At 66.0% G+C, this 25,113-nt stretch carries 22 protein-coding genes; 11 read left to right on the plus strand and 11 right to left on the minus strand.

Going from position 1 to position 25,113, the window contains the following annotated elements; all coding sequences use genetic code 11:
• The first annotated feature begins 363 nt into the window (after nucleotides 1-363).
• The 5 genes from J1C49_RS03015 (at nucleotide 364) to J1C49_RS03035 (ending at nucleotide 4,415) form a co-directional block, all read left to right on the plus strand.
• Nucleotides 364-1,014 (plus strand): ceramidase domain-containing protein, encoded by a 651-nt coding sequence (locus tag J1C49_RS03015; protein ID WP_227444318.1) that lies wholly within the window; start codon nucleotides 364-366, stop codon nucleotides 1,012-1,014.
• Nucleotides 1,015-1,084: 70 nt separating this feature from the next.
• A complete protein-coding gene (gatC, locus tag J1C49_RS03020) occupies nucleotides 1,085-1,372 on the plus strand; it encodes an Asp-tRNA(Asn)/Glu-tRNA(Gln) amidotransferase subunit GatC (RefSeq protein WP_227444319.1) in 288 nt (95 codons plus the stop codon).
• Nucleotides 1,373-1,418: 46 nt separating this feature from the next.
• Nucleotides 1,419-2,903 carry an Asp-tRNA(Asn)/Glu-tRNA(Gln) amidotransferase subunit GatA gene (gene gatA, locus J1C49_RS03025; protein WP_227444320.1) on the plus strand — a complete coding sequence of 495 codons (1,485 nt, stop codon included), beginning with the start codon at nucleotides 1,419-1,421 and terminating at the stop codon, nucleotides 2,901-2,903.
• Nucleotides 2,904-2,937: 34 nt separating this feature from the next.
• Entirely contained in the window at nucleotides 2,938-3,651 is a 714-nt protein-coding gene (locus J1C49_RS03030; protein ID WP_227444321.1) for a hypothetical protein, read from the plus strand.
• A 17-nt stretch (nucleotides 3,652-3,668) separates the two neighbouring features.
• Nucleotides 3,669-4,415 (plus strand): N-acetylmuramoyl-L-alanine amidase, encoded by a 747-nt coding sequence (locus J1C49_RS03035; protein WP_227444407.1) that lies wholly within the window; start codon nucleotides 3,669-3,671, stop codon nucleotides 4,413-4,415.
• A gap of 452 nt (nucleotides 4,416-4,867) precedes the next feature.
• Here J1C49_RS03035 and J1C49_RS03040 read toward each other — a convergent pair whose 3' ends face one another.
• Both J1C49_RS03040 and J1C49_RS03045 read right to left on the minus strand, forming a co-directional pair.
• Nucleotides 4,868-5,212 carry a DUF427 domain-containing protein gene (locus J1C49_RS03040; RefSeq protein WP_227444322.1) on the minus strand — a complete coding sequence of 115 codons (345 nt, stop codon included), beginning with the start codon at nucleotides 5,210-5,212 and terminating at the stop codon, nucleotides 4,868-4,870.
• Nucleotides 5,213-5,262: 50 nt separating this feature from the next.
• Nucleotides 5,263-7,038 (minus strand): aminopeptidase P family protein, encoded by a 1,776-nt coding sequence (locus tag J1C49_RS03045; RefSeq protein ID WP_227444323.1) that lies wholly within the window; start codon nucleotides 7,036-7,038, stop codon nucleotides 5,263-5,265.
• Between the two features lie 113 nt (nucleotides 7,039-7,151).
• Here J1C49_RS03045 and J1C49_RS03050 point away from each other — a divergent pair, with 113 nt between their 5' ends.
• The gene (locus J1C49_RS03050) at nucleotides 7,152-7,862 is read left to right on the plus strand and encodes a cyclic nucleotide-binding domain-containing protein (RefSeq protein ID WP_227444324.1); all 711 of its coding nucleotides are present in this window, start codon (nucleotides 7,152-7,154) and stop codon (nucleotides 7,860-7,862) included.
• Nucleotides 7,863-8,330: 468 nt separating this feature from the next.
• Here J1C49_RS03050 and cobT read toward each other — a convergent pair whose 3' ends face one another.
• From cobT to cobS, 3 genes are all read right to left on the minus strand, one after another.
• Nucleotides 8,331-10,208, minus strand: coding sequence for a cobaltochelatase subunit CobT (gene cobT / locus J1C49_RS03055; RefSeq protein ID WP_227444325.1), 1,878 nt, complete (start codon nucleotides 10,206-10,208; stop codon nucleotides 8,331-8,333).
• Between the two features lie 201 nt (nucleotides 10,209-10,409).
• On the minus strand, nucleotides 10,410-10,760 hold the full coding sequence (locus tag J1C49_RS03060) for a hypothetical protein (protein ID WP_227444326.1): 351 nt from the start codon (nucleotides 10,758-10,760) through the stop codon (nucleotides 10,410-10,412).
• 360 nt (nucleotides 10,761-11,120) lie between these two features.
• Entirely contained in the window at nucleotides 11,121-12,107 is a 987-nt protein-coding gene (gene cobS / locus J1C49_RS03065; protein WP_227444327.1) for a cobaltochelatase subunit CobS, read from the minus strand.
• A 283-nt stretch (nucleotides 12,108-12,390) separates the two neighbouring features.
• On the opposite strand from cobS, the gene msrB reads away from it, so the two are divergent.
• Nucleotides 12,391-12,858, plus strand: coding sequence for a peptide-methionine (R)-S-oxide reductase MsrB (gene msrB, locus J1C49_RS03070; RefSeq protein ID WP_227444328.1), 468 nt, complete (start codon nucleotides 12,391-12,393; stop codon nucleotides 12,856-12,858).
• A 255-nt stretch (nucleotides 12,859-13,113) separates the two neighbouring features.
• Here the strand turns inward: msrB and J1C49_RS03075 are convergent, their stop codons facing one another.
• Nucleotides 13,114-13,737 (minus strand): J domain-containing protein, encoded by a 624-nt coding sequence (locus J1C49_RS03075; protein ID WP_227444329.1) that lies wholly within the window; start codon nucleotides 13,735-13,737, stop codon nucleotides 13,114-13,116.
• Nucleotides 13,738-13,812: 75 nt separating this feature from the next.
• Here J1C49_RS03075 and J1C49_RS03080 point away from each other — a divergent pair, with 75 nt between their 5' ends.
• A complete protein-coding gene (locus tag J1C49_RS03080; RefSeq protein WP_227444330.1) occupies nucleotides 13,813-14,070 on the plus strand; it encodes a BolA family transcriptional regulator in 258 nt (85 codons plus the stop codon).
• A 510-nt stretch (nucleotides 14,071-14,580) separates the two neighbouring features.
• Here J1C49_RS03080 and gatB read toward each other — a convergent pair.
• Together gatB and J1C49_RS03090 are read right to left on the minus strand one after the other, a co-directional pair.
• Nucleotides 14,581-16,095, minus strand: coding sequence for an Asp-tRNA(Asn)/Glu-tRNA(Gln) amidotransferase subunit GatB (gene gatB, locus J1C49_RS03085; protein ID WP_227444331.1), 1,515 nt, complete (start codon nucleotides 16,093-16,095; stop codon nucleotides 14,581-14,583).
• Between the two features lie 303 nt (nucleotides 16,096-16,398).
• Nucleotides 16,399-17,823 (minus strand): hypothetical protein, encoded by a 1,425-nt coding sequence (locus J1C49_RS03090; RefSeq protein WP_227444332.1) that lies wholly within the window; start codon nucleotides 17,821-17,823, stop codon nucleotides 16,399-16,401.
• Nucleotides 17,824-18,168: 345 nt separating this feature from the next.
• Between J1C49_RS03090 and J1C49_RS03095 the strand changes: the two genes are divergently transcribed.
• The gene (locus tag J1C49_RS03095) at nucleotides 18,169-19,020 is read left to right on the plus strand and encodes a transglycosylase SLT domain-containing protein (RefSeq protein WP_227444333.1); all 852 of its coding nucleotides are present in this window, start codon (nucleotides 18,169-18,171) and stop codon (nucleotides 19,018-19,020) included.
• Nucleotides 19,021-19,032: 12 nt separating this feature from the next.
• Here J1C49_RS03095 and J1C49_RS03100 read toward each other — a convergent pair whose 3' ends face one another.
• From J1C49_RS03100 to pepN, 3 genes are all read right to left on the minus strand, one after another.
• On the minus strand, nucleotides 19,033-19,905 hold the full coding sequence (locus J1C49_RS03100) for a lysophospholipid acyltransferase family protein (RefSeq protein ID WP_227444334.1): 873 nt from the start codon (nucleotides 19,903-19,905) through the stop codon (nucleotides 19,033-19,035).
• A 192-nt stretch (nucleotides 19,906-20,097) separates the two neighbouring features.
• Nucleotides 20,098-20,523, minus strand: a complete 426-nt coding sequence (locus J1C49_RS03105) for a hypothetical protein (protein WP_227444335.1) — start codon at nucleotides 20,521-20,523, stop codon at nucleotides 20,098-20,100.
• A 5-nt stretch (nucleotides 20,524-20,528) separates the two neighbouring features.
• A complete protein-coding gene (pepN, locus tag J1C49_RS03110; protein ID WP_227444336.1) occupies nucleotides 20,529-23,168 on the minus strand; it encodes an aminopeptidase N in 2,640 nt (879 codons plus the stop codon).
• Nucleotides 23,169-23,359: 191 nt separating this feature from the next.
• On the opposite strand from pepN, the gene J1C49_RS03115 reads away from it, so the two are divergent.
• Both J1C49_RS03115 and J1C49_RS03120 read left to right on the plus strand, forming a co-directional pair.
• Complete coding sequence (locus tag J1C49_RS03115; protein ID WP_227444337.1) at nucleotides 23,360-24,868, plus strand: FAD-binding domain-containing protein; 1,509 nt, start codon at nucleotides 23,360-23,362, stop codon at nucleotides 24,866-24,868.
• Nucleotides 24,868-25,014 (plus strand): DUF2256 domain-containing protein, encoded by a 147-nt coding sequence (locus tag J1C49_RS03120; protein WP_227444338.1) that lies wholly within the window; start codon nucleotides 24,868-24,870, stop codon nucleotides 25,012-25,014. Before J1C49_RS03115 ends, J1C49_RS03120 begins: the two co-directional genes overlap by 1 nt.
• Nucleotides 25,015-25,113 lie beyond the last annotated feature (99 nt).

The raw sequence follows: 25,113 nt of genomic DNA on the forward strand, positions 1-25,113 counted from the left end.
CCAGGGGGGAGGCTGGCCGGTCCGGGAGCCCCATTCGGTTGCGAGAGCAGAGCTGGTCGGAGTGGCAGGGTCTGATAGGAGGGAAGGCCGGTTGCGAGGGCAAGGCCGGTCGGGGAGGAAGGCCGGTCGCAGAGTTCCGGAAGGCTCGCTGTGGCAAGGCCCGTCGCGGGCGCATGGCCTGTTGCAGCGGCATGGCGGATCGCCGGGCGGGGTGTGTCGCGCGGGCAAGGCCCGCCGCGGGGGAAGGATTGAACGCCGTGGCGTTGCCGGTCAGGGTGCTGACGGCGTAGCAGTCGGTGGCGTCATATGCCCGCGCCGGAGCGGCCGCCATAGATGCAGCCGCGTGGACAAGAGACCATACCGATGGATTGGACAAGACCGATTGATGGCTATTGCGAACGGCTGGGCCCGGGATTGTGGGCCGAACCGGTCAACGCGATCACCAACCTCGCCTTCGGGATCGTGGCCCTGTGGCTCTGGCGGCGGACCGACGGTCTGGGGCGGGTGCTCTGTGTCTGTCTGGGTGCGATCGGGCTTGGCTCCACGCTGTTTCACACGGTGGCGCAGCCCTGGGCCGCCTTGCTTGACGTGGTGCCGATCCTTGGCTTCGTGCTGATCTATGTCTTTGCCGCGACGCGCGACTTCTGGGGCGTGTCACCGGGGCGTGCCCTTGGCATCACGCTGCTGTTTTTTCCCTACGCGGCGCTCACGGGATGGGGCTTTGCCCGGATCGAGGCGCTGGGCGGATCGGCGGTCTATGCGCCGGTGCCGCTTCTGATCGCGCTCTACGCGCTGGCCTTGCGTCAGCGCGCGCCGGAGGTGGCGCGGGGTCTGGCTATCGGGGCGGGGCTTTTGGTCCTGTCGCTGACGGCGCGGACGCTCGATGCCCCGCTTTGTCCGCTGTTGCCCCTTGGCACGCATTTCCTGTGGCATCTGCTCAATGCGGTCATGCTGGGCTGGATGATTCACGTCTGGACGCAAGCCCGCCTTGCGACGCGCGCGCACCCAATGTAGACGCGAGGCCAATATTGCCGGTGGCCGCCTGCGCCCCGGAGAGCTTCATCGCCCAAGAGGACCGAGACCCATGTCCATTGATACCAGCACCGCTGCCCGCGTGGCCAAGCTTGCACGCATCAAGGTTGAAGACGATGCGCTGCCCGGGCTTGCGGAAGACTTCAACCGCATCCTCGGCTTCATCGAGGAACTCAACGAGGTCGATGTCGAGGGCGTCGAGCCGATGGTGTCGGTGGAGCCGATGCGGCTCAAGCGCCGCGTGGACGGTGTGACCGATGGCAACCAGCAGGACAAGATCCTGTCCAACGCCCCCGACGCGCGCGAGGGCTTCTTTGCCGTGCCGAAAGTGGTCGAGTGAGCCAGCGAAACAGACAGACGGGCCGCCGTTTGAGAGGGATGACGAGATGAGCGATCTGACGAAACTGACCATTGCAGAGGCACGCGACGCGCTGCGCAAGGGCGAGACCACGAGCGCGGCGCTGACCGAGGCCTGCCTTGCGGCCATCGAGGGCGCGGGTGCGCTCAATGCCTTTGTCCATCACACGCCCGAGATCGCCCGTGCGCAGGCGCAGGCGGCGGACGCGCGGATCAAGGCGGGCGATGCGCCGGCGCTCTGTGGCATTCCGCTCGGGATCAAGGACCTGTTCTGCACCAAGGGTGTGCCCTCGCAGGCGGCGTCTCGGATCCTCGAAGGCTTCAAGCCGGAATATGAAAGCACGGTGTCGAGCCAGCTTTTCGAGCGTGGCGCGGTGATGCTTGGCAAGCTCAACATGGACGAGTTCGCCATGGGCTCATCCAACGAGACCTCGGTTTACGGCAATGCGGTCAACCCGTGGAAACGCGGCAATGACGAGGCGGAACTGACGCCGGGCGGCTCCTCCGGCGGCTCCGCGGCAGCCGTGGCGGCGGATCTGTGCCTTGGCGCGACGGGCACCGATACCGGCGGCTCGATCCGGCAGCCGGCGGCCTTTACCGGGATCACCGGGATCAAGCCGACCTATGGCCGTTGCTCGCGCTGGGGCATCGTGGCGTTTGCTTCTTCGCTCGATCAGGCGGGTCCGATGACCAAGGACGTGCGCGACGCCGCGATCATGCTTGAGGCGATGTGCGGACATGACCCCAAGGATTCGACCTCCGCGGACCTGCCCGTGCCCGATTTCGAGGCGATGCTGACGGGGGACATCCGGGGCAAGACCATCGGCATTCCGCGCGAATACCGTATGGAGGGCATGCCGGAAGAGATCGAGACGCTCTGGGCCGAGGGGCGCAAGATGCTGGAGGATGCCGGTGCAAAGATCGTCGATATCTCGCTGCCGCACACCAAATACGCGCTGCCGACCTATTACGTGATCGCGCCCGCAGAAGCGTCCTCGAACCTCGCGCGCTACGACGGCGTGCGCTATGGCCACCGCGCGACGCTGGCGCAGGGCGACGGCATCACCGAGATGTATGAAAAGACCCGCGCAGAGGGCTTTGGTAACGAAGTGAAACGCCGCGTGATGATCGGCACCTACGTGCTGTCGGCGGGCTTCTATGACGCCTATTACAACCGCGCCCGCAAGGTGCGCACCCTGATCAAGCGCGACTTCGAAGAGGTCTTTGCACAGGGGGTTGATGCGATTCTGACGCCCGCAACGCCGTCTTCGGCCTTCCCGCTGGGGATGGAGATGGACGATCCGGTGCAGATGTATCTCAACGACGTCTTTACCGTCACCGTGAATCTTGCCGGTTTGCCCGGCATCGCGGTTCCGACCGGAACCGACAAGCATGGGTTGCCGATGGGTTTGCAGCTCATTGGACGACCTTGGGAAGAGGGCGATCTGCTGAACACCGCCTATGCGCTTGAGCAGGCGGCGGGTTTTGTTTCCAAGCCCGCAAAATGGTGGTAAATCCCCTGAAAACGGCGAGTGAGCAGGTAAAGTGATGCGCGTAATTCTGAGTGGTTTGGCCCTGATGGGGTTGGTGGCCTGTGAGCCACAGATTCCCGACAGCGCAGCCGGCGTGCCCGATCCCGGCCGCGGCGTTGGATTTGGCGATTACGACGCCTACCAGCAGCAGCGCGCGGCGCGCGATGCGCAGCTCGAAGGACGCACCACGGTGCAGCCGCCCGCAGCGGTGCAGGGCTCGACGCTCGATGCCGCAGGGCAACAGGTGGACCCGGCGCGCACGGCCGCGCTCAACTCCGGGGTGACGCCGCTGGAGGCCAGCCCCGGCAACCCGGCACCGCGCGTCGTCAACAATGCGGCCGGGATTTCCGGTGAAAATGATTTCGACAGCGTCGCCGGACAGCGCGATATCGAGGCCGATGCGCGGCTGATCGCGCAGAACCGCGCCCAATACCAGTTGGTCACGCCGACGGACCTGCCGCAGCGTCCGGGCAATACAGGGCCCAACATCGTGGCCTACGCGTTGCAGACAACGAACCCGGTCGGCACGCCGCTGTACCGGCGCAGCGGTCTCAATCAGGAAAACAAGTTCCGGCGGGCCTGTGCGCAATACACCTCCTCCGATCTCGCGCAGGAAGACTTCCTCGCGCGTGGCGGCCCGGAACGCGACCGGCTCGGGATGGATCCGGATGGCGACGGCTTTGCCTGTTCGTGGGATCCGACGCCCTTCCGCAAGGTGCGTGGCGGCTGATCCGGCCAATGCCGGACATGGATGAGCGCGCAGCCGGGCCGCCATGCGACGCGGCCGATGCACTGTGGTGCCCGTCGGAGAACCACGGGCCCCGGCGCTGCGGCGCCAGGCCGGATATTGTCCTTTTGCATTACACGGCGATGACCGACGCGGTTGCCGCGCGGGACTGGCTCTGCACGGGCGAGTCGCAGGTCTCTGCGCATTACGTACTGGCCGAGGATGGGCGGCTTTGGCAGCTTGTCCGCGAAGAGCACCGCGCCTGGCATGCGGGGGCAGGCGCATGGGGCGGCATCGATGACGTGAACTCCGCCTCCATCGGCATCGAGATTGCCAATGACGGCTTCTCGCCCTTTTCCGAGCCGCAGATGGCGCGTCTGGAGCGGCTGATTGCAGAAATCATGGCGCGCTGGTCGATCCCGCCGGAGCGGGTGCTGGGCCATTCGGACGTGGCGCTGGGCCGCAAGATCGATCCGGGGCGCCGGTTCGACTGGGCGCGGTTGGCCCGGCGCGGGCTGGCGATCCGGCCACAGCCTCAAGCGATCGAAGCACAGGCCCGCATCATGGCCGACGCGCAGCCGGCAGACGGGTTCCTGAGCGATGCGGCGCGCTTTGGCTATGTCGCAAGCGCGGATCAGCAGGACGTGGTTCTGGAGGCGTTGCGCCACCGGTTCCGGCCCTGGGCCTTCGGTCCGATGGACGCCACGGACCGCGCCATCATGCGCATATGCGCGGCAAGTTGGCCGGTGTCCGCCGCCAAGCGTTGACGCCGGTGATCCTCGGCCCGTGCCGCCTCGACAGGCGCGCATCGGTGGGGCGGTGTGGCGCGCAGGCGGGCTTTCCGAGAAGACGGGGGCTTACATGCAGTATCGGGGTCGGCGCGCCCGGACGGCAGGGGCGCTGTGGCGGTGACGGTCGCGCGCGGGATCTCTGCGGGTGCAGTTCCCGGAGAGCGGCGATGCTCGGAACACGCCGCCGGGTTGCAGGGCCGATGCGGCGATGGGCGGAGTGGGACGCATGCCAACAAGGCCAGTCCCCCACGAACCGAAGGGTCGCCGTGGAGCCAGCCCGCCCCCGAACCAAGGGATCAGTCCCCGCTGCGCGGGACCGCGGAGACGCGCGGTCTTGAGGCAAGATCGCGTCTGGTGGTGCAGCGGAACGGCGTGACGTGCCGCCGGTCCGAAATCGCGGGGGGCTGTTGTGCCGGGCGGGGAGGCGATCAGACCTGTTCTACGAGCACGCCATCCTGCGCATAGAATGCAAGGTGATCCTTGATCTCGGCCACCGCATCCTTGGGGGCTTCATAAGACCAGACGGCGTTCTTGTAGGTCTGGCTCTTCGACATGATCGAGAAATAGGAGGCGTCGCCCTTGTGCGGGCAATGGGTGCTGTGATCGGTCCGTTCCAGAAACGCCATGGCGATGTCCGTGCGCGGAAAATAGATCACAAACGGGGCGCTGCCTTCGGTCAATTCGAGCGCATTCGAGGATTCGCCCAGCACGGCGCCTCCGGCACGCACAACCCAGGTTCCTTCTGCAGGGCGGATGCGAATGTGATCGGCCATTTGGTCGTCTCCTCGGGGGTCATTTGTCAGGATTTTATCGGTCTGGGTGATTAGATAGCCCGACAGGCATCGGATAGCCAGTGCCGCGTCGCGGCATCGAGTGCCGGCCCGATTTCGCCAAGCACGCGGGCGTGATACGCGTTCAGCCACGCCTTTTCGGAAGGCTCCAGAAGGTCCGGCGCGATCAGGCGCGTGTCGATGGGCACAAGCGTCAGCGTCTCGAATTCGAGCAGGGTTTCGAGGGTCTGACCCGGCTGTGGCTCCGCCTCGCGCACGGCAATGAGATTCTCGATCCGGATGCCAAAGGCGCCTTCGCGGTAGAAACCGGGTTCGTTGGACAGGATCATCCCGGGTTCCAGCGGCACCGTGCCGGTGCGGGCGATACGGGCAGGGCCTTCATGCACCGACAGGTAGGCGCCCACGCCATGGCCGGTGCCGTGCCCGTAGTCGAGCCCGGCCTGCCACAGCGCGGCGCGCGCAAACGGGTCGATATCGCGCCCGGCAAGCCCGGCGGGAAAACGCAGCCGCGAGACCGCGATCATCCCCTTGAGCACTCGGGTGAAGGCTGCCTTTTCCTCCGCGCTTGCAGCGCCAATGGCGAGAGTGCGGGTGATGTCGGTTGTGCCGTCCTGATACTGGCCTCCGGAATCGAGCAATAGCAGGCTGTCGCCGGCCAGGGGCCTGTCCGTGCTTTCGGTGACGCGGTAATGCACGATGGCGCCGTTCGGGCCGCTCCCCGAGATGGTTTCGAAAGAGATGTCGCGCAGGGCATTGGTGGCGCGGCGCTCTTCCTCGAGCCGCCGGGCGACCGCGATCTCTGTCAGATCGCCGGGGGCCTGCGCGTCCAGCCAGGCAAGGAAGCGGGCCATCGCCACGGCATCGCGGTGATGCGCATCGCGCGCGCCCTGCAATTCGGCCGCGTTCTTGCGCGCCTTGGGCAGGAGGCAGGGATCCGGCCTGTGCAGGATCTCGGTTTCGCCAAGCGCGTCGGTCACAGCCACGGGGCAGGAGGCGGGGTCGAGCGCGACGGGACCATCGAGCGCCGCGAGGGCCTGTTCAAAACGCTCGGGCAATTGCACGCGCACGGTCTCGCCAAGATGGGCGCCGAGCGCGGTGAGCTTGCGCGGATCCATGAAGAGATCCACATGACCCGCCGCATGCAGCAGCACGAAGCCATGCGCGACCGGGTTGCGCGGAATATCCGAGCCGCGGATGTTCAGCAGCCAGGCAATGGAATCGGGCAGGGTGAGCACGCAAGTCTGCGCGGGCCCAAGCGCTTTTGAGAGGCGCGCGATCTTGTCCGGGTGGGCTTCGCCGGCGAGATTTTCGGGCTGTGCCATGACGGCGCCAAGGGGCGGGGCGGGTTGATCGTCCCAGATCGCATCCACCAGATTGGCAACCGGACAAAGCGTTGCGCCTTTCAGCCGGGCCTCGAGCGCGGATTTCTGGTCGACGGTCAGCAGCCACGGGTCAAAGCCGATCTTGCCCGTGGACAGGCTGTCATTGATCCAGTCCGCAAGGCCGGTTTCGGGCCAGTTCACGGGCTCGAAAGGGGCGGCCACCTGGCTGCGGACCTGAAGCCGGTAACGGCTGTCGACAAACACGCCCGCGCGGTCTTCAAGCACCACGGCCCAGCCGGCCGAGCCGGTAAAGCCGGTGAGCCAGGCGAGCCGGTCATCGCGTGCGGCGACATATTCGCCCTGATGCACATCGGCCCGAGGGACAAGAAAGCCCTCGACCCCGGCGCGCGCCATCGCGTCTCGCAGGGCGGAGAGCCGTGGCGGGCCTTGCTCGGGGCTGGCGCTCTCGTCGAAAGTCTGAAACATTTCCTGTCCTTACATCCCTCGCGTGGCATGCCGGCGCAGGCCTCGCGCATTTTGGAGTTGGTGCCGGGGCACGCTTTGGTCTAATCGTGACGTATTGATGCGAAAGGTTTGTGATGGGTGCAAGTTGGATCAGCGCGGATCTTCTCGTCCTGATTGCGGCGGGGTGCCATGCTCTGGGTTATCTTGCGCTGAATCAGGTCGTGTTGCGGCTGTTTCTGCTGGCGGGGACGGGGTTTTACGTCTGGTATTACTGGGCCGCCGCGGAGGCGCCGCTCTGGGCGGCAATCAACACCTCCCTGGTGCTTGGCGCGGCGAACCTGATCGGCTTGTCGACCCTGTTGATCGGGCGTTCCATGGTTGCGGTGCCGCGGGCGCATCGCGACATCTATGCCCAGTTCCATGACATGCCGCCGGGAGATTTCCGCGCGCTTGTGCGCTGTGCCACGCGACTGCGGCTGACCGATGCGCGCAAGGTCACGACCGAAGGCGTGGCGGTGAGCCAGCTCTATTACCTCATCGAGGGGCGCGCGCGCATCGAGAAACGCGGCACGCAGTTCACCATGCCTGCGGGGATCTTCATTGGCGAGGTGGCCTACCTGACGCGGCGCGCGTCGTCGGCCAGCACGTGGATCGAGGAAGGCTCCGAAGTGCTTGTGTGGGATGTGGTGGCCTTGCGGCGACATGCGGCGCGACGGACCCGGTTCAAGCTGGCGCTGGAGGCGATGATTTCCAAGGATCTGGCGACAAAGGTGGCCTTTGCCGTGGCGCCGTCCGATCGTGAAAAGGCGGAAGAGGAAGCCCGCGCGATGGTTCAGTATCGCTGAGCGAGCCTGCGCCGCGCGCCCCCCGGTATCGCAGCGTCGTGAAGCGGCCCGGGCTTGTCAGGATCGTGGGATGGCTCTTGTTGGGCGCGCAATCCGCAAGAGACCCTGGAGGCCAGCGGCTTGGACCACAGGACGGCGGGGGGCAGCCCCCTAGACAGCAGGACAGCTCGGGGGCCAGCCCACCAGACCGCAGGATGGCTGGGGGGCCAGCCCCCCAGACCACAGGACAGCTGGGGGGCCAGCCCCCCAGACCACAGGAGAGCTGGGGGGCCAGCCCCCCAGACCCCCCGGAGTATTTCCGGACAGAAGAAAACCAAAGCCGCTCTTTGGCGTCTGTGCGCGCCTGGTGTTGCGAAACGCGGCGCGTGGTTGCGGGCGGTCGGGCGGTGCCCGGTGTCGGGCGGTTGTCATCGCCCGGTCCGGCGCTGATGCGGGACCGGGCGCGCGCGCGCCGTCCGGTCGGCGCGATCAACCTGCGCGCTTCATCCCGGCGAAGCGCGCCCGCGCCCGCGGGTCTGTGTCAAACAGGGCGGCGAGTTGTTCGGTCATCGCGCCGGCGAGCTGTTCCACATCGGTGATGGTCACGGCCCGCTCGTAATAGCGGGTGACGTCATGGCCGATGCCGATGGCCAGAAGTTCCACCGCGCGGCGCCGTTCGACCATCGCGATCACATCGCGCAGATGTTTTTCGAGGTAATTTGCCGGGTTCACCGAGAGGGTCGAATCGTCCACCGGCGCGCCGTCGGAGATCACCATCAGGATCTTGCGCGCCTCGTGCCGGGCCACCATGCGCCGATGCGCCCATTCCAACGCCTCGCCGTCGATGTTTTCCTTCAGCAGCCCTTCTTTCATCATTAGGCCGAGATTGTCGCGCGTGCGCCGCCACGGCGCATCGGCATGTTTGTAGACGATATGACGCAGATCGTTGAGACGACCGGGCTGCTGTTCGCGGCCCGCATTCAGCCACGCTTCGCGGCTTTGTCCGCCTTTCCACGCGCGCGTGGTGAAGCCGAGGATCTCGACCTTGACCGAGCAGCGCTCCAGCGTGCGCGCCAGAACATCCGCGCAGATCGCCGCGATGGAGATCGGACGCCCGCGCATGGAGCCGGAATTGTCCAGCAGCAGCGTCACAACGGTGTCGCGGAACTCGGTGTCTTTCTCGACCTTGAAGCTGAGCGGCGTGGTCGGGTTCGCCACCACGCGCGCCAGACGCCCTGCGTCGAGAATGCCTTCCTCGCGGTCAAACTCCCAGGACCGGTTCTGCTGCGCCTGAAGGCGGCGTTGCAGCTTGTTGGCCAGTCGGCTTACCGCCCCTTTGAGCGGTTCGAGCTGCTGGTCGAGATAGGCGCGCAGACGTTCCAGCTCGATCGGCTCGGCGAGCTCTTCGGCGGCGATTTCCTCGTCAAAATCCTGCGTGTAGACTGCGTAATCGGGGTCGGCCTCGGAAATTGGAGCCGGGGGCGGCGGGTCGAGCGGGGCCTCGCCTTCCGGCATTTCGACCTCCTCGCCCATTTCCTGATCGGCGGCGTCGTCCATGGAGACCTGCGCCTGGCTCGGGTCGGCGGTGTCTTCCTGCGATTGTTCCGGGCTGGCGTCGGCATCTTCGGACTCGTCGTCATCCTGACCGGTGCTGTCGGGCTCCTGATCGTCGGCGCTGTCTTCCTCGCCCTGGTCGTCGCTGTCATCGTCGAAATCGTCAGGATCGTCGCCAAGCTGATCGCCATAGCCGAAATCGGAAATCACCTGGCGGGCGAATTTGGCAAAGGCGGCCTGATCGGAGAGCGTGTCTTCCAGCGCGCCGAGGGTTTCCGAGGCGTGGTCTTCCATGAAGCCGCGCCACAGATCCATGACATTGGCCGCATCCGCAGGCAGGTCGCGCCCGGTGGCGAGATGCCGGATCAGGTAGCCCGCGGCCACCGAAAGCGGCGCGTCGGACGAGTCGCGAACCTGGCCGTAGCCGCGCCGTGCGGCTTCATGGCCGATCTTGGCGTCGATATTGCCCGCCGTGCCCGGCATGTCGCGCGCGCCCATCGCCTCGCAGCGGGCGGTTTCCATCGCCTCGTAGAGCTCGCGTGCCATGTCGCCCTGAGGCACGTAGCGGGCATGGGTCGCGCCATCGTGATAGCGCCGGTAGAGCGCCAGCGCATCGGCGGTGCCGCGCGCTAGCATCACCTCGTCACGCGTCATGCGGCGCGAGATTTGCGGCAGGCGCATCGCATCGCCGGAGACCCCCGAGGGATCGACGGTGTAGCTTACCGACAGGTCCGGGTCATCCGCCATCACCTTGGTGGCTTCGGCGAGCGCTTTCTTGAAAGGATCGGCGGGGTTGTCGGAGGGTTTCGACATGGTGCCTCGGGGCGTTGATTGGGGCTTGGGGATGTCTAGCCTGTCCGGATCGGGAAAGCCAGTCGAAGCGCGGCTGGCCCGTGCCACATTCCGAGCGCGTGATGACGGGCCGGATCAGACCGGTTTTCGCGCCCCGATGCCCATGACTGGCGACGCCATGCCCCGGCTGTGGGTCAGCGTGACGGGCCGGACAGGGCGGTGTCAGACCGGGGCCATCGCATCGCAGACCGCCAGCAGGCGCTGCGCATTTTGCCGCGCCTGCGCGGCTCGGGCCGGGTCGGATTCGATCTGGGCCACCCGCAGCAACCGTTTATGCGCGATCTGTGTCTCGGCACGGGTCATGGCCTGCGCGGCCAACCCGTATCCCGCCGCGCGCGCATCGAGATCCACGGCGATGAGCAGATCCACATAGAAGGCCTGTCGCGCGGTGAGCCCGTCCGTGGCGTTGTCATGCGTTACGCCGCCGTGGCGTTTGGCATGCGACAGCTCGGCGGTGTAGCGCCCGATACAGCCGGAGAACAACGTCGCGCGATCCACCGCGTCAAAGGGCACGGCGCGGGCCGGGGGAGGGAGCAGGCTCGCGCAAAGGGCCAGGAAAAGCGTCGCGAGGCGCCAACGGAGCGGAACAGATAGCAAGCAGTTCATTTGCGTCAAAATGGCGCATAATCTCAGGTTTCAAGGGGTAATCCCGTGAGCGCGGCGCGGAGAGTTTTGGCAAATCGAGACAAATTGAGCGGAAATTTCGAGCACCCTGTGAACGCCTGTTCCGGTCTCGGTGATCTGCCGGAACCAGTCTTGCCTAGCATGGGGGCTGATCAGACCGCGCGCGCTCACAGCGCTGTCTCGGGACACCAAAAAACGGGCGCGCCCTGTGGCACGCCCGCTCTTCCGGGTCGATCAGCGTGGGTCGGTTCAGCCCAGCGACAGGCTCGCGGCGCTCTCCGGGAGCTCGTCATCGAAGCAGCGCTGATAGAACTCGGCGACGGTCTGGCGCTCCAGCTCGTCGCATTTGTTGAGGAAGGACACGCGGAAGGCATAGCCCACATCGCGGAAGATCTCCGCGTTCTGCGCCCAGGCGATCACGGTCCGCGGCGACATCACGGTGCTGAGCTCGCCATTCATGAAGGCGCGGCGCGAAAAATCGGCGACGGTCACCATCTGGCGGATCGTCTTGCGGCCCTTCTCGTTGTTGTAATGCGGGCATTTCGCCAGCACGATCGCGGTTTCCGCGTCGATCGACAGGTAGTTCAGCGTAGCGACCAGAGACCAGCGGTCCATCTGGCCCTGGTTGATCTGCTGGGTGCCGTGATACAGGCCGGTCGTGTCGCCAAGGCCCACCGTGTTGGCAGTGGCAAAAATCCGGAAATACTTGTGCGGCGTCAGCACCTTGTTCTGATCGAGCAGGGTCAACTTGCCGTCGGTTTCCAGCACCCGCTGGATCACGAACATCACATCCGCGCGGCCCGCGTCATATTCGTCGAACACGATGGCGCAGGGGTTGCGCAGGGCCCAAGGAAGAATGCCTTCCTGGAACTCGGTGACCTGCACGCCATCCTTGAGCTTGATCGCATCCTTGCCGATCAGATCGATGCGGCTGATATGGCTGTCGAGGTTGACGCGCACCGCCGGCCAGTTGAGCCGTGCGGCCACCTGTTCGATATGGGTCGATTTGCCGGTGCCGTGGTAGCCCTGGATCATGACCCGGCGGTTGTTGCGGAACCCCGCCAGAATCGCCAGCGTCGTGTCCGGGTCGAATTTGTAGGTCGAATCGAGCTCGGGCACGCGGTCGGTGCGCTCGGCAAACCCGTGCACAACCATGTCACTGTCGATTCCAAACACCTCGCGAACCGACATTTCCTCGGTCGGTTTCGCGTTGAGATCGATCGTGCCGTCCGCCATGGTCTCTGTGTCCTTCTCATCGGGGCTCGCTTCTGCGCTACGTGCAACATATCGCGGCAAGGAGCAAGGGAAAGCGGGGCATTCGGTTGCATCTCGCGCCCGCATCGGCGCGGCCCGCGCACTCGGGCGGCACGGCCTGTCCCGACCGGGCGGGGTGCGGCGGGTCCTGCGGGCGCGGCGGCGGCGTCTCTCCCGGTCGTGTCACGCCAAGGTGTTCGCGCCGCCCTTGTCGGGTGGCGGCTGGACGCGCATCTTGTCTGGTACGATGATCAGGGAGGATCTCATGAACCGACGCAATTTCATCGCCACCACCGCCGCGCTGTTCGGGATCGGTGCGCAAGCGCGGGCCGCCGAAGGCAGTTTCGAGGTCACACGCAGCCGCGCCGAGTGGAAAGCCATGCTCACCGCCCAGGAATTTTCCGTCATGCGCGAAGAGGGCACGGAGCGCGCCTTCACCTCGCCGCTCAACAACGAAAAGCGCGCGGGCACGTTCCTGTGCAAGGGCTGCGCGTTGCCGCTGTATTCCTCCGAGCACAAGTATGACAGCGGCACCGGCTGGCCGAGTTTCTGGCAGGCGGTTTCACCGGACGCCATCGGCACCAAGACCGACCGCAAGCTGTTCCTTGCACGCACGGAATGCCATTGCGCGCGCTGCGGCTCCCATCTCGGTCACATCTTTGACGATGGGCCGCAGCCGACGGGCAAGCGACATTGCATAAACGGCGTGAGCCTCACCTTTGCTCCCGCCTGATCAAGGGCGCGGACCCCGGCGGCGGCGCGCGTCACCCTCTGTCCGTCTTGGAGGAGGGGGCGCTGGCCGCGCCGCGTTCCGCAATCAGAGGTAGAGCTCGCGGCAAAGGAAACGGGCGCCCGGATTGACCGAACGCCCGTTCACGTGAGCGGTGCCTTTGAAACAGGCGCAGCGCGTGAACGCTGCACCATGGTACGATCATAGGTGACAAAAGTGACATGCGTCCATCCCTAACACCAGATGCACGCCAGCGCGTCACTTGAAGCTGCGGCTGTCCTTGATCTGATCCCAGGCCCAGACGACCTGTTGCAACTGGTCCTCCTGGCTGCGGTCACCGCCATTCATATCCGGGTGCAAGACCTTGATAAGGGCTTTGTAAGCCTTGCGAATTTCCGCCTTGGTTGCGGTGTCCGCCGCCTCGAGGATCTCCAGCGCGCGCCGTTCGGTCGGGGGCAGCTTGCGCCCGCCTGCGACCCGCTTGCCCGGATTTCGGGTCGCCTTGTCGCCAAGGACCTGGTGCGGATCCTCGATCCCCAACCGGGCCCATGCCTTTGCCTCCGGGTCGCGCCACTCCTTGGTCTTGCGTTCCCACACCTTGTCGGAGCTGGCCTGCGCGTTCATCTCTGCTTCGGTCATGCCGTCAAAGAAGTTCCACTTTAGATTGTATTCGCGCACATGGTCCTTACAGAACCAAAAGAAATCGTCCAGCACGTCGGGCGCTTTCGGTGCGCGAAATTTCCCCGGTTCATCGCAGCCATCATGGTCGCAAACGCGCACGGAGGTTTCCTGCTCCCCACTCATGCTCTTGCGGCCGCGCGGATTTTTCTTCTTCGCGGACTTGATGGACATATCGAAACCGAAGGGATCTGGTTTGCTCATCTCGAACCTCTTTTCGACTCGGAGGCCAGAGTTTAGACTAGCTTTCAAAGCAATGTGAGGGGGCAGTCGGGAAAAATGTCAAAGTCCGACCAAATAGAAGACCGGTTGCGCGCGGCGTTTGATCCCAGCGAACTGACCGTTCGGGACGATAGCGAACGTCATCGGGGCCATTCCGGTTACCAGGAGGGCGGCGAGAGCCATTATCACGTGATTATCCGCTCAAAGGCGTTCGAAGGCCAGTCGCGCATATCCCGCCACCGGGCCGTGCATGCGGCCCTCGGGCAGGAGCTTGTGGCTTCGATTCACGCGCTGTCGCTCGATCTCGCTCCCTGATTGCGCGAATCGATTCGGACAGGCCGAATCGCTTTGCCGCGCTCAAACAGACCTTTCGCGCTCGTTTGCTCTGCGCCCTTGGGGTGACAGGCCTCACAGTGTATTCATCTTTGGGTTGTTTAGGGGGTGTGCAGGCAACCTGTGCAAGCGGACCGGTCCTGTTTTGAACGCGCGCCAATGCCGCCCGGGATTTTGCCATTTGGTCAAAAGGTTAAGCGCTGAGCCGTCCTGTGCCGGTCAAATGAAAAAGGGCGGGCCTTTCGGCGCCGCCCTGATCGATGGAAACAAACGGAATAAAACCCCCTGTCTCAAGCAGTGTCTTTTCAATCGCTTTCCAGCGCCCCGATTAATCCGTGGGACTGTCGCCCAATTCAGTGGCGATGAAACTACCGTAGCGTAATTCCGCCAAAATTTGGAGTCCGGAATTCCGGACCGACGCATAAACACGGCCGGACAGGCCACTTTGACAGCTGTCAGGAGGGGATGGCCGCGACGGGCGCGGCCGTCCGATCACAGACCGAGTTTCTGTGCCACCAGCGCGTTGACCGCCTTCGGGTTCGCCTTGCCGCCGGTCGCTTTCATCACCTGTCCCACAAACCAACCGGCCAGTTTCGGGTTCTGCTTGGCCTTTTCCACTTGTGCGGGGTTCGCGGCGATGATCTCGTCAACCGCGGCCTCGATTGCGCCGGTGTCGGTCACCTGTTTCATGCCGCGCGCCTCGACGATCTCTTCCGGGTCGCCGCCTTCGGTATAGACGATCTCGAAGAGATCCTTGGCGATCTTTCCGGAGATGGCGTCGGACTTGATCAGCTTGATGATCCCGGCCAGTTGCCCCGGCGTCATCGGGCTTTCGGTTATGTCGCGATCGTCCTTCTTGAGACGTCCGAACAATTCGTTGATGACCCAGTTCGCGGCGAGCTTGCCGTCACCGCTCGCATCGGCCACCTGTTCGAAATAGGCCGCGTTGACCACTTCGGATGTCAGCACGCCGGCGTCATATTCCGACAACCCGTAATCGCCGACAAAGCGCGCCTTCTTCTCGTCGGGCAGTTCCGGCAGGGACGCGGCGATCTCGTCGACCCAGCCCTGTTCGATCTCGAGCGGCAGCAGGTCGGGGCAGGGGAAATAGCGGTAATCATGCGCCTCTTCCTTGGAGCGCATCGACCGGGTCTCGCCCTTGTCGGGATCGTAAAGACGGGTTTCCTGATCCACGCTGCCACCGGCTTCGACGATCGCGATCTGGCGGCGCGCCTCGTATTCGATGGCCTGCTGGATGAACCGCATGGAGTTCATGTTCTTGATCTCGCAGCGCGTGCCCAGATGGCTGAAATCCTGCGTTTCCTGATACTTTTCATACGCGCCGGGACGGCAGATCGAGACGTTCACATCCGCGCGCAGGTTGCCATTCTGCATGTTCCCGTCGCAGGTGCCGAGATAGCGCAGGATCTGGCGCATCTTGGCGACATATGCCGCGGCCTCTTCGGGTCCGCGAATGTCGGGGCGGGAGACGATTTCCATCAGCGCCACGCCGGTGCGGTTGAGGTCGACAAAGGACATGTTCGGGTCCATGTCGTGAATCGATTTGCCCGCGTCCTGCTCCACGTGGATGCGCTCGATGCGCACCTTGCGCGCGATACCCGGCTCCATGTCCACAAGCACTTCACCCTCGCCCACCAGCGGGTGGTAGAGCTGGCTGATCTGGTAGCCCTGCGGCAGGTCCGGATAGAAGTAGTTCTTGCGGTCGAAGGCCGAGCGCAGGTTGATCTGCGCCTTCAGGCCAAGCCCGGTGCGCACCGCCTGCGCGATGCAGAATTCGTTGACCACGGGCAGCATGCCCGGCATGGCTGCGTCCACGAAGCTCACATTGGAATTGGGCTCTGCGCCAAAGCGGGTCGACGCGCCGGAAAACAGCTTGGCCTCGGAGGCCACCTGCGCGTGGATTTCCATCCCGATGACAAGCTCCCAGTCGTGCTTGGCGCCGGCAATGATCTTGGGCTTGGGCGTCTCGTAAGTCAGGTCAAGCATGGGTCGTGTGCCTCATCCGTCGCATGGTCCGCGGCGGTCTACGCGACGCGCGCCCGCAGGGCAATAGGCAGCGGCGGTTGCGACACGGCCGGGCCGGGGTTTGCCGCGCGCTGCGCGCTGCTTGTGCGATCTGGCCGCGGCGGGCGGGTGCCACAGGGCGACAGGTGGCCGGGCCGGGGAGCGGTGCAGGGAATGCCACGCATCCGGAAGCCGGGCCGGAAGGAGAAGAAACCGGGCGATTGCCGGAGCGGCGCGCGCCCGGGTGGATTGGCGCCGAGACCGCCCGCCGCGATCTGTCTGGCGTCACGCCACCTGCAAGCCCGTTTCTCCGACGACGAGATACCCGCTCCGTCCCATCTGGGCCTCGAACTGGTCCGCCAGCGTGGACAGGGCCCGCGCCTTGCCACACGACACCAGCTCCTCCGGGAGCATGCGCCCGGAGGTCGGCTGTCCGGGCAGGGCGGTCTCGGCCCAGACCAGCGGGTGAATCTCGCGCAGGTGATTCTGTGCGATCCAGCCGAAATTGTCGCCGACCGACTTTTCGCGCGCGTCCACGATCCGCGCTGGCGGCAGGACCAGACCGGTCAGAGCCGCGAGCACGTTGACCATGTGCTGGTCGCCATGACGGTCGAGAATGTCATGCAGTCCGGCGGCGAAGAGATCGACGTCGAGGCGCCTTTGTGCGCCGGAGCGTGTTTGCATCGCCCCGATCCAGATCCACGCATAGGCGCCAAGACCCCAGAGATCGCCCGTGCGCGCGGCGGTGCGGCGGGCATTGAGATCGAGCGCCTCCCACGACCCGAACCGGTGCGGGTGCAGGTCGCGTCCCAGCGCCATCATGTGACCGGGATTGCCGGGATCGAGGTCGATCAGATCTTCGTAATCATCGGCGACGCGCGCGCCGGGCATCGGATCGGCCTCCAGCACCGCGCATCGGATCGCGGCCCAGAGCGGGGAATCGCATTCGAACGGGTCGAACTGGTCCACGAGCCGGGCCGCTTTGGACATGTTCCGATCATGCCATGTGCGGCGCATGGTTGCGAGCGCGCTCAACGCGGCATTGCCCCGCCAGAGCTGTGCGACGTCCACATGCGTCAGCGCCAGCACCGCGGCGAGCCCGGGCGATTCCGGAAATTCGGCGCGGGTCTGTTCAAGATCGGCCACCGCATCATGCACCGTCTTGGGCGCGTTGCGCGCGATACCCTCGCGGGCGGCGTTCAACACGTCGAGCCGCGCGCCTTCCGCCAGAAGGGCCGCCGCCGAGACAAGCCCCGGCGTCAGAACGCGCCGCCTGTCGAGATCGAGCAGCCTGTCGGACAGCCGGTCCCACCGGTCCTGACGGGCCAGGTGCTGGCCCTGCTCCCGCAGCTCTTCGCGCGCAAGATGTTCCTCGCCGGGGATCACGAAGGGGATGTCGACGCGCGGAGCCGCCATCGGCGAGACCGGCTTGACGGGACGGGAAACGCGCCGGGTGCCGGGCCGCCGCACGGGGCGCTTCGGCACGGGTGCGGCTGCCTCGGCCTGCTCGCTCGGCAGGGGCGGGGCGTCGGCGCTCGCCTCGTCATGTCCGGCGACGGCCGGCGGCGTCGGGCGCGCGCCCTGTGGGGCGGGGGCGGCCGGTTGCGTCGCGGCGGTGCGAACCGGCGCGACGGGTGCGACCGTGTCGGTCGCGGTGGGGGCGGGACCGTCGACAACGCGCGCGACCACGGCAGCAGCCGCCTCGGCCATCGGTTCGGCAGCATCCCTCACACGCCGAAGCGCGCTGGGGACGGAAAGGAATCGCAAAGTCTTGGATCGCATTTCGGGCAGCTCATTCTTGCAGATCATGGACCAAGGAATGCCCGCGCTTCTTGACCAAAACGGGGCAGGATGGCGGAGCTTCGCGGGCCAAGGGTTAATATCCGCGAAATCCCGCCCATGATTGTTTGGGCCTCGCGGGGTAATGCTGCGCTGGCACGCGGGATTGTCGCCCGCCTGTGCATGGCAAGGTTTCGCCGATGCCGCCTGTGCGGGGTGGGAGGGTCTTTTGGTCACGCTTGCCAGCCCGCGGCGATGCAGGCAGAGTCCCGCGCCATGATCCGAACCATTTTCCTGATTGCTGCGCTGTCCATCCCGGTGGTCGCTCAAGCCAATCCAGCCACGCCCTTGCCGACCGGTGCGCGCGTGGACACAGCTGCCCATTCGACCCAGGCGGTCACGGAATCGCCGCGTCCCAAGGCGCGGCGGGTTGTCGTGCTGCCAGACGCGCGCTGGGGCAACCGCGGCGCGCGCCGCAACTGGACGCGGGCGGCCGTGCAGGCGCTGCGCAGCCATGCCGATGTCCTACCATCCATCGTCCCGCGCGACATCGCCACGTGGTGCCCGGCCTATCCCAGCGCGGGGCCCGCGCAGCGCGAAGCGTTCTGGGTCGGGCTGATCTCGTCGCTGGCCAAGCATGAAAGCACCTTCCGTCCCACCGCTGTTGGTGGCGGCGGCCGTTGGTTCGGGCTGGTGCAGATCGCGCCCGCCACCGCGCGGGGCTATGGTTGCCGCGCGCGCAGCGGCGAGGCGCTCAAGGATCCAGAGGCCAACCTGTCCTGCGCGCTGCGCATCATGTCGCGCACCGTCGCGCGCGATCGTGTGGTGAGCAAGAGCATGCGCGGTGTCGCCGCCGACTGGGGACCGTTCCATTCCTCGCGCAAGCGCGAAGACATGCGCCGCTGGGTCAGCAATCAAAGCTATTGTGCCGGCCTGTCGCGCTCGCTGCGCCCGGTGCTGCGGCCGGTCTCGCTTGTCGATGCGCCCGCGCCGGATACCGGTTTGCGCGATCTGGTGCCCGGCATCGGCGATGCCTCGGGTCAAGCGGCGCAAGCGCAGGCAAAGATCGTCGCGCCGCAGGACAGGCTGTCGCCGGAACCGGTCGCGCTCTCCGATCCGGACAGCTGATCCCGGACGGGATCAGGCCCGACCGGGCCGCAGCGACGAGTCGATCAACGAAACGGTGGCGGCATGCGTCGCACCGCCAAGCGCCAGCGTCGCCCGCCGCAACATCGCGATCCCGTCCTCGGACCGGTCCGGCAGGGCCGCCGCCGAAATCGGCTCGCCCACGGTGATCTCGAAAGGCTGGCGCGCCTTGTTCAGGGTCTCGTGGAACAGCGTGATGTCCCGCAGGGTCGGATGGATGAGGTCGAAAATATAGAACAGCGCGGAATTGCGCGCGCGGATGTTGACCGGAACCACCGGCAGATCGAACTTGCGCGCGATCATCGCCGCAGACGCCATCCAGGGCCGCTCATGCAACCGCAGCCCGCGCCGCTTGGCCAGCCGTCCGGACGGGAAAATCACCCCAAGCCGCCCCGCCGCCACCGCGCGCCGGGTATAGAGCATCGTCTCGCGGGTCTTGGCATGGCTGCGCCTGTCTTCGCGCCATTCCACCGGCGCAATCATGTCCGTCATCTGCGGCATCACCCGCAAGATATCATGGTTCGCGAAGAAATACGCATCCTGCCGGACACGGCTCAACACATGGTTCAGAACGATCCCGTCGGCGATCCCGGTGGGATGGTTGGCGACCACAAGCGCGGGCCCGTGGCGCGGCACGTGATCGAGCCCGCTCACCGTCAGCTCCCGGGCCAGCAGCCGACCGAGCCGATCCATCAAGGCGGCCGAGGGCAGCGCGGAGAGCGCCTCCCCAAGCCGCAGCGTGTCGTCATAGCGCAACATGCGGTGAAGCCCGGTGCGCAGCATGCCGGTTCCGACCCTGTCGGCAAACAGCCAGGGAGCCCGGTCGGCAATCAACGGATCGATACGGGAGCGGATGGAGTCTGTCATGCAGCGGCCTTTCGCATCTCAATCTGACAAACGCGTGACAAGAAACATACGATCATAAAACGCCGGCCGATGCGTATGGGTTCAGGCAAACCTGTGTTTTTTGGGCTTCTGTTCGCCGAAATGCCGCACCGGCACCGGCTCAAAGCTGCCGATCCGGGCGGGGCGCAGCACGCCGCGCGGGCAGGGCGCGCGCTAGAGGAGGCTGAACGGGTGGTGCTGCACGCTGTAGCCGGCGTCCCGCAAGGCGCTTTCAAGGATCTCGGACCGCGGCAGGCAAGCCTGCGGGATCGTCATGCGCTTGCCCGAATCGAGCGTGACGCGCGCACGCATCGTCATGTCGAACCGCCGTTCGAGCCGCACATGCGCGATCCGCCCGGCGGCCACATCGACCTCCTGTCGCCCCGATCCCCAGCGCAGCAGGCCCGGCGTGATCTCGATCCAATCCCGGCGGTCGGTCGCAAAATCCAGCGTCGCCGGAACCGTGAACAGTCCCAGCAGCGCGAGGATCCACGGGGCCGCGTCCAGCCCGAGCCACAGCACCGCCAGCCCCACCCAGTAAAGCGCGATGACAAGCGCCACCCGGGGCCTGCGGCCCTGTCGCTCGAAGCGGAACGCCATGGCGGTCAGGACAGGATCCGCGAAACCATCTCCGAGGTGTCGCGACTCAGCCCGTCCTTGGCCATGATGCGGCCGAGCGCCGCGCGCATTTTCTCCTGCCGCCCGGCATCGTAGCGCGACAGCGTCTGGAACGCCGAGCACATGCGCGCCGTGGTTTGCGGATTGAGGTCGTCAAGCTTGATGAGCCAGTCGGCCAGCACGTCGTAGCCCGCGCCATCGGCGCGGTGAAAGCCCGCGTGGTTCATGGTCAGCGATCCCATAACCGCGCGGAACCGGTTGGGGTTCTTCCAGTCGAAATCCGCATGCGCCGTGAGCCGCTGCACGGTTGCCACCGCGTCGGCGGGCGGGGCGGCGGCGACCTGAAGCCCGAACCACTTGTCCATGACAAGCCGTTCGTGCCGCCACTGCGCTTCGAAGGCGGACAGCGCGTCGCCAGCCTTGCCTGCGCGCACCAGCGCCGTCAGCGCCTGCATCTGCTCGGTCATGTTGGTGGCCGCGTCATACTGCTTCTGGGCCGCCGCGCCGCCATCGAGCCGCGATTGCAGCGCCAGCACGGCCCCGCTAAGGGCGCGCTTGCCGCATTGCGCGGCGTCCGGCGCATAGGGCGCATCGACCTTCGCTTCTGCCGCGAGTCGCGGCAACAGATCGACCCAGCGTTCGGCCATCACCTGCCGCAAGGTCTCGGTCGCGTCCCAGATCGCGTCCGGGTCCGGAGTCACGCCGCGCTCATAGAGCACCTGCGCCAGCTCCGACTGCGTCGGCCCGCCCATCATCAGCGCCCGATAGGCCGCGTCGAGCCTGTCATCGCGCAACACCCGCTCCAACCCGTCGAGCCAGGCCTCATCCGGCCCGGCCCCCTCGGTGATCATCGCTACAAGGCTGTCGCGCGCCAGTGCCCGCGAGGCATCCCAGCGGTTGAACGGGTCGGTGTCATGGGCCAGCAGGAAGGCGCGCTCCTCACGGCTCACGTCCCGGTCGAGCACCACCGGCGCGGAGAACCCGCGCAGGATCGACGGGGTGGGTTTGGCAGCCAGCCCGGCAAAGACAAAGCTCTGTTTGGCTTCCGTCATCTCCAGCACGGTTGTCGGCAGCACTTCGTCGCCATTGGGGTTGAGCAACCCGACGGCAATCGGGATCACCTGCGGCGCCTTGCTGTCCTGCCCCGGCGTGGGGCGCGTCTCCTGCGTGAAGGTCAGCGTGTAACGCCCGTGACCCTCCTCGCTGACGGCAATCCCGTCGCCGCTCGCCGCTCCGGTAACCGGTGCGTCTCGCTCCGGCCCGTCCCCGGAGTCCCAATGCTCCGAAACCGTTACGCGCGGCGTGCCGGATTGGCTGTACCAGCGCTTGAACTGCGTCAGGTCGCGACCCGTCGCATCCTCGAACACCTTGAGCCAGTCCTCGATGGTGGCGGCATCGCCGTCGTGCCGGTCGAAATAGAGATCGCAGGCCTTACGGTAGCCCTCCTCGCCGACGAGAAGATGCAGCATGGAGATCACCTCCGCGCCTTTCTCGTAGACGGTCGCGGTATAGAAGTTGTTGATCTCCTGAAAGCTCTCCGGGCGAACCGGGTGCGAGAGCGGCCCTTGATCCTCCGGGAACTGGCGCGCGCGGATCATCATCGCGTCCTCGATCCGCTTGACCGGGGCCGAGCGCATATCGGCGGTGAACTGGCGGTCCCGAAACACCGTGAGCCCCTCTTTCAGGCAGAGCTGAAACCAGTCGCGGCAGGTGATCCGGTTGCCGGTCCAGTTGTGGAAATACTCATGCGCGACAATCGCCTCGATGCGCTCGAAATTGCCATCCGTCGCGGTCTCGGGCGAGGCCAGAACGCAGGAAGAGTTGAAGATGTTCAAACCCTTGTTTTCCATCGCACCCATGTTGAAATCGTCGACCGCGACGATGTTGAACACGTCGAGATCGTATTCGCGCCCATAGACCTCTTCGTCCCAGCGCATGGATTTCTTCAGCGCTTCCATGCCAAAGGCGCATTTGTCCTCGTCACCGGGCCGCACGTAGATGTTGAGCGCCACATCCTTGCCGGACGCCGTGGTGAAGCTGTCCGGGTGCGCGACCAGATCGCCGGCCACCAGCGCAAAAAGATAGGCCGGTTTCGGCCACGGGTCATGCCATTCGGCCCAGCCGTCGCCGCTGGCCTTGGGATTGCCATTGGACAGCAGCACCGGCAGGTCGCTTTCGATCCGCACGGTAAAGGTCGCCATCACATCGGGACGGTCTGGATAGAAGGTGATCTTGCGGAACCCCTGCGCTTCGCATTGGGTGCAGAACATCCCGTTCGACAGATACAGCCCCTCCAGCGCGGTGTTTGCGTCGGGCGCGATCTCGACCTCGGCCTCCCACTGGAAGCGCCCCTCGGGCACGGCGCAGCGCAAGCCCTTTGCGGTGATCTCCGGGGTGATCTCCGTCCCGTCGATCGCCGCGCGGATCAGGGTGAGCTCTTCGCCATCGAGGAAGAAGTCCTGATCCGGTGCGTCTGGATTTGGCGCAAACTGGATCCGTGCGAACACCCGCGTGGCCCCGGGCGACAGCCGGAACGTGAGATGCACATCCTCGATCTGCCAGCCGAACGGGGTGTATTCCGCGAGATAGACGGTTTCAGGCTGGCTTGCGGCGGCGGCATCTTTCATCGGGAGCATCCTGTTGTTGCGCGGACCCGGCGTGGTCCGATGCGATAGAGGTAGGCCGTGCCCGCCCCGGCTGCAATGGCGGGAGGGGTCACCCGGCTCTGCGCCGCGCGTTCGCGCGCCGGCCTGTGCGACACGCGCGCCGGAGGCGCGGGGTGGGCTGGACTCCGCGACGCCCGCCCTATCTGTCGCTCATGGCGACGATTCTTTGGTTCAAACGTGATCTGAGGCTTGCGGACAATGCCGCGCTGTTGCGGGCGGTGGCGCTGGGCGACCCGATCCCGGTCTTTATTGTCGAGCCCGACTACTGGCAGCTCCCGGATACGTCGGGGCGGCACTATGCCTTTCTGCGCGAGACGGTCCTGTCGCTGCGCGAGGCGCTGCGCGCATGCGGCAGCGATCTGGTGATCCGGGTGGGCGCGGCGGTCCCGGTGCTGGAGACGCTGCGGCGCGAAACCGGGGCAAGCGTGATGGTGAGCCACGCGGAAACCGGCAATGGCTGGACCTTTGCGCGGGACCGGCAGGTGGCGGCCTGGGCGCGCGATCGCGGGGTGCGCTGGGAAGAGCTGCCGGCAAGCGCGGTGATCCGTGGTCCGCATGACCGGGACCGCTGGGCAGCCCATCGCAACGCGGTGATGGCCGCACCGGCCCTCGCCGCGCCTTGTGCGCTCCCTGCGGTTGCGCTGCACTCCGATCCGTGGCCCGAAACGGCGCGTCTCGGTTTGCACGACCCGTGCCCGGAGCGGCAGCCCGGTGGTCATGCGGCGGCAAACCAGACGCTGGAGAGTTTTCTCGACAGACGCGGTCAGGACTATCGCCGCGCCATGTCCTCGCCCCTGTCCGGGGCCACCGCCTGTTCGCGGCTTTCGCCGCACATCGCGCTTGGCGCGCTCTCCATCCGCCAGATCACGCAGGCGACGGCCGCGCGTCAGCGGGCCGTCAAGGGGACGCGCACGGGCTGGTCGGGCAGTTTGTCTTCCTATCAGTCGCGGCTCGCCTGGCGCGATCACTTCATCCAGAAGCTCGAGGACGAACCCGCGCTCGAATGGCGCGCCCTGCATCGCGCCTATGACAGGCTGCGCCCCGAGACGCCCGACGCGGCAAGGCTCGATGCCTGGGCCGCGGGGGAGACCGGCGTGCCGTTTGTCGACGCCTGCATGCGCTCCCTCCGCGCGACGGGGTGGTTGAATTTCCGGATGCGCGCCATGGTGACGAGCTTTGCCTCCTACCATCTCTGGCTGCCCTGGCAGGCAAGCGGCACCCATCTTGCGCGGATGTTTACCGATTATGAGCCGGGCATCCACTGGAGCCAGATCCAGATGCAGTCCGGCACCACCGGGATCAACACGCTGCGGATCTACAACCCGGTCAAGCAAGGGCGGGATCAGGATCCGGACGGGGTGTTCACCCGTGCCTGGGTGCCGGAGGTCGCACATCTGCCCGATGCCGTTCTGCAGGAGCCGTGGCGCGCCGAGACACCGCCGGCGCGTTATCCGCCGCCCCTTGTCGATGTCGCCGAGGCGGCGCGTGCGGCGCGCGCGGCCATCGGCGCGCTGCGGCGGGATCCGGCGCATGGGCCCGAGGCCGCGCGGGTGGTGAAGAAACACGCCTCCCGGAAGGATCGCCATTTTGTCAATGACCGGGCGCCAAAGCGCCGGGCACGGGGTGAGGACAACCCGGCACAGGCAAGGTTCGATTTCTGATGCCGAAGGGGGTGAAGAAATCGGACTTGCCGCGCAAGACCTGCGTCAGCTGCGGTCGACCGTTTGTCTGGCGCAAGAAATGGGCGCGGGTCTGGGAGGATGTGCGCTATTGTTCGGAGCGCTGCAAGCGGCAGCGCAAACCCTGAGCCCGCGTTGGTGTGATCGCTCCTGAAGGGGCGCCCTGAATTGCATCCCTGGTGGCTCCGGCCGCAGGCGCCCGGAGCGCAGGGGGCCAGCCCCCTGAC

Source organism: Cognatishimia sp. F0-27 (assembly GCF_020667845.1).
GTDB lineage: Bacteria > Pseudomonadota > Alphaproteobacteria > Rhodobacterales > Rhodobacteraceae > JAFMPQ01.